Annotated in this window: 13 protein-coding genes; 2 read left to right on the forward strand and 11 right to left on the reverse strand. The window is 70.9% G+C overall.

Going from position 1 to position 13,415, the window contains the following annotated elements:
- The coding region (locus ACFVWU_RS05445; RefSeq protein WP_387615966.1) for an IS5 family transposase at positions 1-571 on the forward strand (571 nt) is incomplete at its 5' end.
- A gap of 86 nt (positions 572-657) precedes the next feature.
- Here the strand turns inward: ACFVWU_RS05445 and ACFVWU_RS05450 are convergent.
- The 11 genes from ACFVWU_RS05450 to ACFVWU_RS05500 form a co-directional block, all read right to left on the reverse strand.
- Positions 658-831, reverse strand: a complete 174-nt coding sequence (locus tag ACFVWU_RS05450; RefSeq protein ID WP_387615969.1) for a hypothetical protein — start codon at positions 829-831, stop codon at positions 658-660.
- Between the two features lie 40 nt (positions 832-871).
- A complete protein-coding gene (locus ACFVWU_RS05455) occupies positions 872-1,699 on the reverse strand; it encodes a hypothetical protein (protein ID WP_387615972.1) in 828 nt (275 codons plus the stop codon).
- Between the two features lie 193 nt (positions 1,700-1,892).
- Entirely contained in the window at positions 1,893-3,806 is a 1,914-nt protein-coding gene (locus ACFVWU_RS05460) for a glycoside hydrolase family 15 protein (RefSeq protein WP_387615975.1), read from the reverse strand.
- A gap of 26 nt (positions 3,807-3,832) precedes the next feature.
- Positions 3,833-4,294, reverse strand: a complete 462-nt coding sequence (locus ACFVWU_RS05465) for a hypothetical protein (RefSeq protein ID WP_387615977.1) — start codon at positions 4,292-4,294, stop codon at positions 3,833-3,835.
- Entirely contained in the window at positions 4,291-5,238 is a 948-nt protein-coding gene (locus ACFVWU_RS05470; protein WP_387615979.1) for a hypothetical protein, read from the reverse strand. The genes ACFVWU_RS05465 and ACFVWU_RS05470 overlap by 4 nt, the downstream gene beginning before the upstream one ends.
- 64 nt (positions 5,239-5,302) lie before the next feature.
- Positions 5,303-5,551, reverse strand: coding sequence for a hypothetical protein (locus ACFVWU_RS05475; protein ID WP_387615982.1), 249 nt, complete (start codon positions 5,549-5,551; stop codon positions 5,303-5,305).
- Complete coding sequence (locus ACFVWU_RS05480) at positions 5,548-6,069, reverse strand: hypothetical protein (protein WP_387615985.1); 522 nt, start codon at positions 6,067-6,069, stop codon at positions 5,548-5,550. The genes ACFVWU_RS05475 and ACFVWU_RS05480 overlap by 4 nt, the downstream gene beginning before the upstream one ends.
- 32 nt (positions 6,070-6,101) lie before the next feature.
- Positions 6,102-7,634 (reverse strand): Mur ligase domain-containing protein, encoded by a 1,533-nt coding sequence (locus tag ACFVWU_RS05485; protein ID WP_387615987.1) that lies wholly within the window; start codon positions 7,632-7,634, stop codon positions 6,102-6,104.
- Positions 7,635-7,709: 75 nt separating this feature from the next.
- A complete protein-coding gene (locus ACFVWU_RS05490) occupies positions 7,710-9,146 on the reverse strand; it encodes a glutamine synthetase family protein (RefSeq protein ID WP_387615990.1) in 1,437 nt (478 codons plus the stop codon).
- Positions 9,143-10,642: an amino acid permease gene (locus ACFVWU_RS05495; protein WP_387615993.1), complete on the reverse strand. Its 1,500-nt coding sequence runs from the start codon at positions 10,640-10,642 to the stop codon at positions 9,143-9,145. The genes ACFVWU_RS05490 and ACFVWU_RS05495 overlap by 4 nt, the downstream gene beginning before the upstream one ends.
- Before the next feature lie 53 nt (positions 10,643-10,695).
- Positions 10,696-11,682, reverse strand: a complete 987-nt coding sequence (locus ACFVWU_RS05500; RefSeq protein ID WP_387615995.1) for a hypothetical protein — start codon at positions 11,680-11,682, stop codon at positions 10,696-10,698.
- A 373-nt stretch (positions 11,683-12,055) separates the two neighbouring features.
- On the opposite strand from ACFVWU_RS05500, the gene ACFVWU_RS05505 reads away from it, so the two are divergent.
- Positions 12,056-13,381 (forward strand): DNA-binding protein, encoded by a 1,326-nt coding sequence (locus ACFVWU_RS05505; RefSeq protein WP_387615998.1) that lies wholly within the window; start codon positions 12,056-12,058, stop codon positions 13,379-13,381.
- The last annotated feature ends 34 nt before the right edge of the window (positions 13,382-13,415 follow it).

Consider the following 13,415-nt stretch of genomic DNA (forward strand, 5'->3'; position numbering starts at 1 on the left):
GGACGCCTCAGGTGACCCGAAACGGGAAGAACGGCGACGCATCCGGCGCCGGCGCAAGCTCCGGCTGAAGGAAGCCCTGCTCGGGCGCTCCAGGGGTGGGCAGACCAGCAAGATCCACGTTGCCGGTGAGCGCAAGTGCCGCCCGCTGGTGTTCATCCTGACTGAGGGCCAGGCCGCGGACAGCCCGCAGTTCATCCCCGTGCTGAAGAAGGTCCGGGTCCGGGTGCCGGTCGGCCGTCCTCGCACCCGGCCCGACGCGGTCGCCGGGGACAAGGCCTACTCGTCCCGCGGCAACCGTGCCCACCTGCGCAAACGCCGCATCAAGGCGGTCATCCCGGAGAAGAAGGACCAGGCCGCCAACCGGAAGAAGAAGGGCAGCCGGGGCGGCCGGCCTATCAGCCACGACGCCGAGCTCTACAAGGAGCGGAACACCGTCGAGCGCCTTATCAACAAGCTGAAGGCCTGGCGAGGCATCGCGACCCGGTATGACAAGAGCCCGGAAAGCTACCTCGCCGGCCTTCACCTCCGCGGCGCAATGATCTGGATCAAGGCTCTCACCCGAACCCGTTGATCACGACCGAATACCCGCCCTAGTCGAACAGTGCAGTGTGCCACGGGGTACTGACAATCGCGCCGTGCTCGGCGGGAGGCGGGCGTTCACGTCTCCGCCAGGGCGGTGATCCGCCTCTGGAGGCGCCCGGTGTCGCGGGTGCCTCCGAGGTTCTCGTACTGCCGGAGGCCCGCGGTGTACCAGTCGCGGGCGGCGTCCAGGAGACCTGAGCGTTCGGCCTCGTGAAGCAACCGCTCGCCCTCGGCGCGGCAGTGGCTCATCTCCTGCCGGCAGAAGACATCACGGTGTTGGATCGAGGTCTCACGCGGCCTGGTGGCGCTTCAACCAGGTCTCCGGGTCCTGGACCTCTCGGTTGGTCGGGAGGAGGTCCTCGTCCTTGAGGAGGCGTTCGATCATCGGGAATCCGCCGTAGGTGTAGACCGCAGCGACGAACTGTTCGCCCAGGTCGTAGGCATCGGACATGGGGAACTCAGAAGCGAGGCGGGTGAACAGTTCGCTCGGCTCGGGTTCATCGTCCAGACGTTTGCGGGTGGCGACGCCACACAGCCGCTCGGACGCCCTGGACTGGACCCACGAGGCGTGGCCCTCGGTGATTGCGTTCGGCGCGCGGCGATCGTCATGGGACCGGCGGACCTTCTGGTCCTGGAGGCCGCAGCGCGCCGGGGCGTAGGCGAGGGCCGGGTTCAGCTCGAACTGGGCGAGGTGGGTGATCTCGTGGGCAAGGCAGCAGGTCAGGAATCGGTCGGTGCCGCCGGACTCGGCGTGGGAGGCAGGCATGACCACCAGGTTCGGGCCCTCGGGGCGCCAGATGATGGCGCCCTGCACCATGGGCGCGAACTTGGTCGCCATCGCCCGGCCCTTGACGTTGCCCGCCTTCGCCGTCGCCTTGAGCAGGCGGCTCTGGACGGCGCCCAGTTCAAGGGAATCGACCGCCTTGCCAACGAGCAGCTGGTTGTGCTCGACCTGCCAGGCGACGAACTGCTCCGTAGTCGCTATGCGCACGGTGATGCGACTGGGCAGCGCCAGTTGGGAGAGGTCGGCCGCCAGCGGGATGGCGGCCTCCAGTAGCCGTTCGTAGCGGCGCTGGTCGTCGACGGTGGCGTTGGCATCGTTGTGGATGGTGAACATCGTGGTGTCTCTCTGTGGGTTGGAGGGGGTTCCTGCGAGGTCACTGGGCGGGGCGATCCCGGTTGCCCGGACCGTGCCCTTGCCGACCGGGGTGCGAGGCGGCGTTGGCGGGGCGATGTAGAGGGAGAAAGCGACCGCGACCACATGGACGGCGGTTCGGGCGCCGGGGCGGTGGGCGGCCCAGTCGTCCCACCTATTGCACGCCCGCTACGGTGCGCGTCCCCGACTCCCGCTCGGGGGGTGCGCTGTAGAGCGTGGTGCGTTGAGACGGCAGGTAGGCGGCGTCGCAGGCGGTCAGGCGCAGTGCGGTGTCGGCCAGGGCGAGGTGGCTGAAGGCCTGCGGGAAGTTGCCGACCTGGCGCTTGAGTCGCGGGTCCCACTCCTCGGCGAGCAGCCCGAGGTCGTTGCGCAGCGACAGCAGCCGGTCGAACAGCTCGCGGGCCTCCTGGATCCGGCCGATCATGGCCAGGTCGTCGGCCAGCCAGAACGAGCAGGCGACGAACGCGCCCTCGTGGCCGGACAGGCCGTCGACGTTGCTGCCGCTCTCGTCGTGGGTCGGGTAGCGCAGCACGAAGCCGTCCTCGGTGGACAGCTCGCGCTGGATCGCCTCGATGGTGCCGATCACCCGCTTGTCGTCCGGCGGCAGGAAGCCCACCTGCGGGATGAGCAGCAGCGAGGCGTCCAGCTCCCGGCCGCCGTAGTACTGGGTGAAGGTGTTGCGCTCCGGGTCGTAGCCCTTCTCGCAGACGTCGGCGTGGATCTGGTCGCGCAGCCGCTCCCAGCCGGCGAGTTCACCCTCGGTGGTGGACGGCCGGCGGCGCAGGAGGGTGATGGTGCGGTCGACGGCGACCCAGGCCATCACCTTGGAGTGGACGAAGTGCCGGCGCGGGCCGCGGACCTCCCAGATGCCCTCGTCTGCGTTCTGCCAGTGGTCTTCGGTCCAGCGGGCGAGGGCACGCAGCATCGCGTCGGCGTCGCGAGAGGGGAGCAGTCCGGCATTCTCGGCGGCGAGCAGGGCGTCGGCGACCTCGCCGGGGACGTCGAGCTGGAGCTGGTCGGCGGCGCGGTTGCCGATGCGCACGGGGCGGGAGTTCTCGTAGCCGGGCAGGTGGTTCAACTCGCGCTCGGCCAGGTCGCGTTCGCCACCGAGGCCATACATGATCTGTAGCCGTTCCGCGTTGCGGCCGAGGGTGCCGAGCAACCAGTCGCGCCAGGCCTCGGCCTCCCCGGTGTAGCCGAGGCGGGCGAGGGTGGTGATGGTCAGGGCGGCGTCGCGCAGCCAGGTGTAGCGGTAGTCCCAGTTGCGCTCGCCGCCGATGTCCTCCGGCAGGGAGGTGGTGGGGGCGGCGACGATCCCGCCGCCCGGGTGGCAGAGGCTCTTGAGGGCGAGTGCCGACCGTAGGACCGCCTCGCGGTAGGGGCCCTGGTAGGTGCAGCGCGACGCCCACTCGCGCCAGTACGCCGCAGTGCGGGTGAGCGCCGAGCGGGGACTGCGCATGGCGGGTGCAGTCTTGAAGGAGAGACCCCACGTGAGGGAGAAGGTGACGGACTCGCCCGCGGTGAGCGTGAAGTCGGCGCGGGCACCGCCCTCGGCGACAGTGTGATGGAGGCCGTCGAGCCAGTAGGAGTCGGGGTGGACTGTCACGCACAGGCGCGCGGCGCCGTTGCGCTCGGTGCGGGTGACCAGTGGAGTGGCGGCGCCGTAGCCGGGGCGGGCGCAGAACATCGAGGTCATCTCGACTCTGCCGGTGAGGCCTTCGACAATCCGCGTGATCCGGGCCGTCGTGGTGCCCGGCGGCATGAAGTCGACGACGCGGACGCTGCCGCCAGGGGTGTCCCACTCGTGTTCCAGGACCATGGTGCCGTCGCGGTAGCGCCGCCGGTCGGCCGGCAGGGGGAACCCGTCGGTGGCGGGGCCGATGCGCCAGAAGCCGTGGTCCTCGGTGCCGAGCAGGGCGGCGAAGACGGCCGGGGAGTCGAACCGGGGCAGGCACAGCCAGTTGATGGTGCCGTCGTCGCGGACGAGGGCGCCGGTGGCGGTGCTGCCGATGAGGCCGTGGTCCTCGATGAGGGCCCGGTAGCGGTGCGGGGCAGAGAGAGTGGGCATGGTGTTCCTGATGGCGGTGGTGGCATTCAGCGCCGGGCGGTGGCCGGGGCACTGAGGTGGTCGAGGGCGGCACGCACGGTGGCGGCGAGGTCGGTGGCGACGGCCAACTGGGGCATCGCGGTGAGTAGTTCGGCGCGGATGAACCGCTGGAGGCGGTCCTTGCCGTCGCAGCCGACGACCAGCTCGGTGCGCGATCGGTAGAGGAAGCGCTGCTGGACATCGCGGACCTGCTGCGCGCCGTTCGGGCACCACAGGAGGACGACGCCGATGCGCCGCAGGTTGTGCTCCTGCCACCCGGCCGGTGCTCCCGCACTGGACCCGGGACGGGCACAGGGCCGGGGGTTGAGGATGGTTCCGGTGAAGCCGGCCGCAGCGAGGAGAGCGACGGCGTCGACCTGCCAGCTGGGACGGCCCGCGCCTGAACCGGCGAGATACAGCGACGGGTTGCCGTCGGGGGTGTAGTGCTGCGGGTACTCGACCAGCCTCACCGTGCACCGCCGGAGACGGTGGCCGTGCTGGGCTGGCCGAGCAGGAGGGTCATGACGACGGCGTGGGTGCGGTTGCGGGCTCCGATGGCGGTAGTGGCCCGGGTGATGACGCCGCCGATGGTGTCCTGGTTGATGCCGGTCATCCGGGCTACGGCGCGCACCTCGTGGGTGGCGAGCAGGGAAAGCACCTGGTGGTCGCACGGGGCGAGGTCCGGGAGTTTGCCGGGCAGGGCCGCGCGCAGCTCGGCGGTGTCGAGCTGCTCGGACGTGATGAGGTCGGCGATGGCGCGGGTGCGGTCGGTGAGGCCCCGGCGGTGCATCACCCGCGACATCGTGTTGGCGGCGGAGCTGGCGGAGCAGCCGAGTTGCTCGGCGGCGCCTTCGTAGGAGTGCCCGAGGGCGAGATGCAGAGCGACGCCGTACTCGCGCTCGCTGAGTCCGGTGACGCCCCTGGCGGCCACGTTGAGGGATCCGGCGTGGCTGAGGAGTACGCGGCGCGCTCCACCAGCTTGGGCCTCGTGTGCCGCCACTTCGGTGGTGATGACCAGGCAGTTCCCGACCGGAAGGCTGAGCGCACGGGCCGCGGCGCGGTAGGGGTTGAGGCCCCGCTCGCGGGACTCACCCGTCGACACGGACGCGGACCACACGTTGGGGACGCGCTGCGTGGTGAGCATGCCGGTCACGCCGAGGCCCAGGCGCTCGGTGACCAGGGCGCAGGGGATCGCCATGGAGCCGGCACGCATCAGCAGCCGCACCAGCGGCGCGGGGATGGTGGCCGAGACGGGGGCGCCCGCGGCCAGGAGCACGGGCGCGGCCCCAGAGAGGCGAGTGACGGGCAGCTCGACGAGCGCGTCGGCGTCGACGAGGACGCCCGCGCGGTTGATCAGGTGGCGGTCCAGGTCGCGGGCCGCCAGTCCGTCGGCAGGTGGTCGTAAGGTGCTCATCTTCTGTCTGGGGTCGAAGGGGTGCGGCCCGGGCCCGAACGGCCGCCATGGGTGGTGCAGGTGTTCAGTCCGGTGGGAGCGGTTTCTGCGGGGAGGAGCCGGAACGGCGCTTGGGCGCTGAGCGTGAGGCGATGAGGCGGTCGGCGACGGCAAGGGTGCCGAAGGCGACGAGGGCGAAGATCGCCAGATAGAGCGGCTGGGCGAGCTTGGTGCGGTGCTGGAGGAGGTAGACGGCGGCGGCCCCGGCCTGGACTCCCAGTAGGAAGCAGACCAGTCCGACGGCGGCCTGGCCGCTGGTACGACGGGTGTTCACGCCGCGTGGCCGCAGGGTGTGATGGCACGATTGAGTGGCTCGGCGGGCCACGTGGGGTCGATGTCGCTGAGCAGGACCAGGCCAGCCAGGACGGCGGCGATGCTCGCCTGCACCTGGTTGCGGACCCCCAGCCAGGAGCGCAGGTCCCGGCCGTAGCCGCGCATCGTGGCGGTCGAGACGCCGAAGTCGGCCGCTAGCTCCGGGGCGGTGCGCCCGCCGACCCAGCCCGCGAGGACCCGCTGGAGGCGGCGCGGGAGCTGAACTGCGGTGGTGAGCGCGGTGCAGGGCTCGGTGGTGCTGGTGACGATGCCGTGTGCGGCGCCCCAGGCGGCGAGTTGCAGCACGGTACGCGTGCTGGTGGCCGTGAACAGTGCGCGGACGGCGGCGTCGACCTCGGAAGGGTCCAGGGTGAGGGCGGGGTCGGCCGCGATCGTGCGGGTCTGGGACTCGGCGGCGATGTGGACGAGGAGCCGGACGTCGCGTTCGGGCAGGTTGTGGGCGGGCAGGGTGGTGGCCATGGCAGCAGCAACTCCGGTGGTCGGCGGGTGGTTCACGGACGGTCAGTGGTGGGGGAATCGCTGCGGGCGAGGCGCTCCAGCAACCGGGGGCCGAAGCGGGCGGCTTCGCCGGTGCCGATGACGAGCACCAGATCGCCGGGCTTGGCGAGGTCGGCGACCTGCTGCTCGGCGCTCGGTTCGCACGGGCTCAAACGCACCCGGTGAGCCTTGCTGGCTCCCAAGGGAGGCCTGGCGGCGTTGACGACGGCATCGAGCGGGTCCGGGGCGTTCAGCACGGTCAGTGGGGTGGCGACCGGCAGCAGCACGGCGCGGTCGGCGGCGACGAGGGCCTTACCCAACTCAACGGCATGAGCGCTGGTACGGGCGATGCCGTCCGGCTCCAGGACGACGATGACGTTGCCCTCGGTGAGCATCCGGGCGGCCGTCACATCATCGGCGACCTCCTGGGGGTGCCGGGCGAGGGAGTCGCGCACGGTGATCCGCGCCTGGGTGCCGGCTTCGGTCAGGGAGCGCTCCACGCCCTTGAATTCGGCCAGGCGCTCGGCGATCGTCTTGGCGCTCTCCCCAGCGACGAGGGCGGTGGCGATGGCGGCGCAGGCGGCCAGGGCGTGGTGGTCGCCCGCGATCGGCACGATGAACTGGTGCTGCTTGCCCTGGTGGCGGAGGGTGAGGAGATAGCTTTCCCCGAGCCATCGGGGCTTGAGGACCCACACGTCCGCGCTCTCGACAAGGCCGACGGTCACCACCGTGGGGCCGGGGCGGTCGCTCAGCCTCTCGTGCACGATTTTCGCCCCGTTGTCCCAGAGCGGCAGGACCACGGTGTCGGCGGAGCGGGCGAGGTTCGTGGCAGCGTTCAGGGCCTCGATGGTGTCCTCGAAGTGCGGTGAGTTCATGGTGGCGGCGGTGATCAGCGCCACCGACGGGGACGGCCGCTGGTACACGTTCGGGACATTGGGGCGATGGCTCCACGCGCCGGGCGGTGCGGCCTCGTGCGTGCTGGCGTCCGGGCACAGGTCCACCACGAGGCGTTGGCCGCCGCCCTGGCCGGGGGTACCGCCAACGGCGGGGGCGTTGAGGATCCAGCCGGTTCGGCCGTCGGCCAGGGCCGCGGCCAGAACGGCTGCCGCGGTCGTGGTGCCGTGGCTGCCGCCGACGGCGACCAGCGGATGGCCGAAGTCCTCGCAGAGCACGGCGAGCGCGTGCGCGCGGGCGAGCACCGGCAGTCCCATGGCCTGGGCCCGGTCGAGTTCGGGGTGCGGGGCGACGACCATCCCGGACCACACCACGGCCGTTCGGTCGTTGCGGATGTGCCCTGCGTCGGAGCCGACCGTGAGTTCCACGCCGGCCGCGCGCAGTCGGTCGGCGGCGGGGCTGTCCTGGTGGGCGGGGTCGATGCTGCCGGTGACGTCCAGGCCGCGGGAGGCCAGCCACAGGGCCAAGCCCTCCATGCCGGACTCGGTGGCGCCGACCAGGTGGGTCTTGGTCAGCAGGCCGGGCCCGGTGGGGGCGGGCGTCGCGCTCTTCTTCTGGGGGCGGACGGTGGTGTCCATGAGGGTCTCCGGCATGGTCAGGAACAGGGGGTGGGGTGGAACCGGGCCGGTCGCGGGCCCGGGGGTGTGGCTCCGCGACCGGCCCGGGGCTCAGGCCTGGGTGAGACCGCGCTCCAGCTCGACATCGCTCACGGCGGCGGCGTGGTGGTCCAGGTCCAGGCGGGCGACGGCGGCCAGGTGGGCGACGACGTGCTCGTCGAGCAGCTCGCCGACCAGCGGGCTGGTCTCGAACGCGGAAACGGCCTCGGCCAGTGACTGCGGTACGGGCTCGGCCTCGCGGTCCAGGTAGGCGTCGCCGCGGGTGGCGACAGGGGGCTTGAGCCCGGACTCGATGCCGTGCCGGATCCCCGCCAGGACCGCCGCCGACGCCAGGTAGGGGTTGGCGTCGGAGCCGGGCAACCGCACCTCCAGGCGCAGACTGCGGCCGTGACCGACCACCCGAACCGCACACGACCTGTTGTCCCGCCCCCAGCTGAGGAGAGTCGGGGCGAAGGAGTGGTCCCGCAGGCGCTTGTAGCTGTTCACGTACGGCGCCCACAGCGGGCCGAGGGCGGGAAGCGCAGTCAGGAGTCCGGCCACTGCCTGCTCGCCCAGCTCCGACAGGCCGCTGCCGAACCCGGGGCCGACCAGCAGGACCGGGTGGTCGTCGACGTCGTGCAGCGAGACATGCAGGTGCATGCCGCTGCCGACCCCGCCCGGCAGGGCCGCCATGAACGACGCCGTCATGCCCTGCTCGTCCGCGACCGCCTTCGCGGCGTGCTTGAACAGCACGTGCTGCTCGCACGCCGCCGTCACCGGCCCGTAGGGGAAGGTGACTTCGATCTGGCCCGGCGCGCCCTCGCCTTTCACGGCCTCGACGGGAAGGCCGGCCTCGGCGAGGACCTGCCGCAGACGCCTGCTGAACTCCCGCACAACCTGGGGCTGATCGAGGGCGTAGTCACGGTTGTCCCACACGGCCGGGCGAAGTCCGCGGGAGCCGACCGCCGCCGCATCCCGGGCCGTGCCCTCGAAGAGGACAAACTCCGTCTCCACCCCTACCTTCGCCGTCAGCCCGAGCCCGGCGAGGCGCTGCTCCTGCTCGGCGAGCACGGTGCCCGGGGCGAGCGGCTGCGGCAGGCCCACGCTGATCGGCTCCGCGAGCACCAGGGCGGTGGACGGAAGCCAGGACAGGACGCGGGCGTGCTGGGTGTCGGGCAGCAGTGCGACGTCCCCGAAGCCGGACTCCCATGAGGCCACCCCGGACTGCGGCGGCGTCATCCCGAGGTCGGTCGCGAGCACGTACCCGCACATCTCCGGCGAGAGCCCACCCGAGCGCAGCCGCTGTACCAGCGAGGCCGCGTCGAACTCCTTGCCCTTGAGGCGGCCCTGCACGTCGACGGCCGCGAGCAGTACCGTCGTGATGCCGAAGGCGTCCACCAGCTGGTGCAGCGGCCCGGTCGGCGAGGGCGCCACCGGAGAGTTGACGGCGGTGCGGTACCGGGCGGCCCGCATCGTGGCCCGACTGCCCGGGCGTCGGCGGCTGGTCACACGACCTCCTCGGTCAGCTCGACCAGCTCGGCCGACTGCTGGACCGGCGGCGCGTACGAGCGCCCTGCCTTGAGCCACCACGCCCAGGCCAGCAGCAGCACCACCCCGAGCGCCACGGGGGCGTAGTTGAAGGTGTCGACCGTCACCGGCGAGGACTGCGGCAGGCACACCAGCACGCTCACCACGGCCACCCAGCCGACCGCGATCCACCCGATCACCGGACCCCGGCGACCCAGGTTCCACGGGCCGGGCTTGAAACGGCGGCCCTTGCGCAGCCGGAGGTAGATCGGCACCGCGTACGCCGGCGTCATCCCCACGACGTTGACGGCGGTCACCGCGCCGTACGCGGTCGCGCTGTACAACGACGGCAGCGCAAGTACCAGCGCCGCCCCGAGTGACAGCCAGACTCCGGCCACCGGCGTCCCGGTGCGCTCCGACACTCGGCTCCACAGAGCCGACCCCGGAAGCGCGCCGTCCCGGGAAAACGCGAACACCATCCTCGAGGCCGCCGCCGTCTCCGCGTTGCCGCAGAACACCTGCGCCACGATCACCACGGCCAAGAGCACCTTCGCCCCGGTCGTCCCGAGCGCGTCGATGAAGATCTGCGCGGGCGGCACGCCGGTGGGCGAGCTGAGGACACCGTCGTAGTCCTGGATGGCGAACAACATGCCCGCCAGCAGGACGGCACCGGCGATCCAGCTCACCCAGATCGAGCGGACGATCCCGCGCGGCGCCGACAGCGACGCCCTGGTGGTCTCCTCGCTCATGTGCGCGGAGGCGTCGTAGCCCGAGAAGGTGTACTGGGCGAGCAGCAGCCCGACCGCGCTCACGTAGATCGGGTTGCTCCAACCGGTGTTGTTGACGAAGTGCCCGACCACCCAGCTGACGTCCCGGTGCTGGGTGGGCACGAGCGCGAGCGCCCCGACGATCAGCACGACGCCGCCGATGTGCCACCACACCGAGATGCCGTTGAGCACGGACACTAGCCGCACGCCCCGCAGGTTCAGCACCGCGTGGAGCAGCAGGATCGCGGCGAAGATCCCGAACAGCCCGGCAGGCGTCGGCGAGTACCCGAACTGCATGTTGAGGAACGCGCCGACGAAGGATGCGGCGCCGTAGTCGATGCCGCAGATGCCGCCCACCAAGCCGAGTAGGTTGAGCCAGCCGGTCATCCAGCCCCATCGGGGACCGCCCAACTGGTGGGCCATGAAGTACAGCGCCCCGCTGGTTGGGTAGGCCGAGGTCACCTCGGCGAGGGCCAGGCCGACGAACATGACCAGGCCGCCGACGCCGATCCAGCCCCAGAAGATCACCGCCGGCCCGCCGGTGTTCAGGCCGAACGCGAGCATCGTCATGCAGCCAGACAGGATGCTGATGACGGAGAAAGAGCTGGCGAAGTTGCCGAACTCGCCCATTCTCCGGCGGAGTTTGGGATGGTAACCGAGTTGGCGCAGCCGTTCCTCGTCGGTCGGTGGTGCGGTCTGGGCGGGGGGCATCGGGACAACCTCCGTGCGGAAAGTCGGGTGATGGGAACGGGAGTGGCCGGGGCTCAGGCCAGCGCGGTCGCGCGGCCGGCAAGAGCCTGGTCCCGGGCGGTCAGCAGCAGAGCCTCCGCCTTGTTCGGGGAGTCGGCGACATGGGCCCACGGCGCCTTGGACGCGAACTGACCCAGCGCGCTGAACACCTCGACGGCGGCAGCCATCTGGGCCGACGCCCACAGCGCATGGGCGAGATAGCTGAGATCGACGACCGGCCACGACCCCGGCGCCGCCACGGACCAACTCTCGAACGCGCGCTGAGCGCGGGAAAAGTGGGGCTCCCGGAGCCATTGCCGGAGCACGACGGCGGTGCGCCTCGGCTCGTTGCGGAAGTGGTCGACCGACAGGTACAGCGGCAGAGCGGCGAGCGATGATCCGGCCGGAGCCTTCGACATGGCGAGGTGAACGAAGTCGGAAACCGCCGGCCGGTAGACCTGGAGCCAGTAGCGGAGCATGCGGTGGTGGGCCTCCCGGTTGCCCGGATCGCGCGTGAGCGCCTCGTCGAGCAGCCCCCACGGGCCGAGCGGCAGCATCGGGTCCGACGAGCGATACCGGTGCTCAGGGCGGCTCTTGGCGCGGTCCAGCGCCGCCAGGGCGAGCAAGCACACCCACGGCACAGGGTCCGAGCGCACCGCCTCGGCGGCGGCCCAGCACGACTCGCGGGCCTCCTGCTCCAAGAGCTCGGCCTTCGGCGAGCCGGCCTCGGCTGCGGCCAAGGCGTGCTCGACCGTCACCCTGATCCGCAGGATGGCGAGCCCGGGGTCGTCCGGCTCCTCGTGCCCCCAGTCGGTGAGTACCGTCGACCGGGCGGCGACCAGCGCCAGGACTTGTGTCCGGGAGGTCCGCAGGTCGGCGTTCTGCGTCGAGGCCAGCAGCCGCTGCGTCGACAACCAGCGTCCGGCCCGCAGGTCGTCCACCGCGGTCCGGAGCGCATCGTCGAACCCGGCAGGGTGATAAACCGGCCTGGGCTGAGCAGCAGCGTTGGGCGCGGGTGGCATGACCTGTTCCCCCTTCATGGTCCACCGGGACGTCAATCCGCCTACTGTCTGCGGAGCCCGAGCACGTCAGCGTGAAGGTCGGCGGACAGCTGGGCGCAGCCAGCGGTCGGGAAGAAGAGCGAGAAGCGTCTCGCTCACTTCGCGGACTGCGATCTAGGTGATCGGCCACCTACTGTCGCGTCCTGGCCGAAACAGCGCCACGACACCCGGGTGTCATCTGACGCCTTGCGTAGCCATCACCTTGTCGTCGGGGTGTCATCTCGTCAGATGCAGCTGTGAGAAGCGCTCTTGTCGGGTATGGCTTGACCAGGTCCTCCGCGCGCAGGTGGCGGCCGGGCCGGGGTCGAGACCATAGGGGGCGGAGGCATGCGGAATGGCGAGTAAGACGCTACTGGGTGCCCTGGTCGAGAAGGCGGGATGGGAATTCCCGGACTTCCACAGGGAACTTCGACGCGCCGGGAACGAACTGGCGCGAACCCTCAAAGACCCCCGGTTTCGCGACCTGGACATGTCGGAGGTGACGTTCAGGCGCTGGACCGCCGGGACGGTGAGCCGACCGACCTCCGTATTCACCCAGACGATCCAGCACATGTTCGACAGGACGATCGCAGACCTCCTCGCGCCGCCGAGTGAAGGAGATCCTGCGGCAGTTACCCAGCAAGACCTCGAAAGAGAGCTCGCGATGACCGCACGCGAAGCATCCGACCACGCCGCTTCCGTGGCGTCCGCCTTCCTCTCAGACCTGTCCATCGACCAGGTCCAGGACGACGTTCGCCACCTCGCCCGCACCTACAACAACCGGTCACCCTTCGAGGTGCTCCGTGAAGCCCGGCAGCTTCGGACGAACGCCGAAGGTCTTCTGGATCGCACCCACATTCCCGAGCAGAAGCAGCTGTTGCTGATCGCGATCGGCCAGACGACGGCGCTGCTGGCCCTGGCCGCCTTCGGACTCGGCTCCCTTGGCGAGGCGAGTCGCCTCGCCCGTTCCGCGGGCATGTACGCCGAGGTCACCCGTTTCACCCCGCTGGCCGCGTTCGCGGCCGGCACGCTTGGCATGTTCGCCTACTGGGAAGGGCGGCCGGGTGAGGCGATCCGCTTCATCCGGCAGGCACAGTCGTTCCCCGGTGTCGGTACGGCTGGCCAAGCACGCATCGCTTCGATCGAGGCCAGAGCCTACGGGCACCTCGGCGACCAGCGCAGGGCCGCAGCGGCGGTCGCGCGCTTCCTCGACGTGGACGCCGTCGAACGAGACGACCTCCACGACGATGTGGCCGGCGAGTTCCTTCACGGTCCGGAGCGGCTCGCCCGGTCGCACGGCACCACGTTCGTGCTCCTGCGTGATGGCGCCAGTGCGCTGGAGCACACCCGGCGGGTGCTGGAGCTGCAAGCCAGCCTGCCTGCCGGGCAGAGGATTCTCCGGATCGACGCCGAGGCCAGGACGGACCTCGCCGCAGCGTTGATCCTCAATGGTGAGGTGGAGGAAGCAGTCGAAGTCCTCAAGCCCATCGCAGACCTTGCACCCGACCGGCGCGCCAAGGGTCTGGTCGAACGGGTCGTCCACGTCGGCAAACTGCTCACGACCGGGTCTGTCCGGACGTCACCGGTCGCTGCCACCCTTCGAGAGGGGCTGGAGGAGTACACCCGAGTCGCGGCCCCGCGACAGTTCGGAGGCGCCGCCGCACGGCTGGCCATCGAGTAGAACAACAGAACCGCGACGGACGGGCGACCGCCAC

The organism is Kitasatospora sp. NPDC058190 (genome assembly GCF_042883685.1).
Lineage (GTDB): Bacteria > Actinomycetota > Actinomycetes > Streptomycetales > Streptomycetaceae > Kitasatospora.

Bases quoted from the DNA above. Each gene is read 5' to 3' on its own strand.
- ACFVWU_RS05505 (WP_387615998.1), top strand. From the start codon at position 12,056: ATGGCGAGTAAGACGCTACTGGGTGCCCTGGTCGAGAAGGCGGGATGG.
- ACFVWU_RS05450 (WP_387615969.1), bottom strand. From the start codon at position 831: ATGAGCCACTGCCGCGCCGAGGGCGAGCGGTTGCTTCACGAGGCCGAA.
- ACFVWU_RS05470 (WP_387615979.1), bottom strand. From the start codon at position 5,238: ATGAGCACCTTACGACCACCTGCCGACGGACTGGCGGCCCGCGACCTG.
- ACFVWU_RS05480 (WP_387615985.1), bottom strand. From the start codon at position 6,069: ATGGCCACCACCCTGCCCGCCCACAACCTGCCCGAACGCGACGTCCGG.
- ACFVWU_RS05485 (WP_387615987.1), bottom strand. From the start codon at position 7,634: ATGCCGGAGACCCTCATGGACACCACCGTCCGCCCCCAGAAGAAGAGC.
- ACFVWU_RS05500 (WP_387615995.1), bottom strand. From the start codon at position 11,682: ATGCCACCCGCGCCCAACGCTGCTGCTCAGCCCAGGCCGGTTTATCAC.
- ACFVWU_RS05460 (WP_387615975.1), bottom strand. From the start codon at position 3,806: ATGCCCACTCTCTCTGCCCCGCACCGCTACCGGGCCCTCATCGAGGAC.
- ACFVWU_RS05495 (WP_387615993.1), bottom strand. From the start codon at position 10,642: ATGCCCCCCGCCCAGACCGCACCACCGACCGACGAGGAACGGCTGCGC.
- ACFVWU_RS05455 (WP_387615972.1), bottom strand. From the start codon at position 1,699: ATGTTCACCATCCACAACGATGCCAACGCCACCGTCGACGACCAGCGC.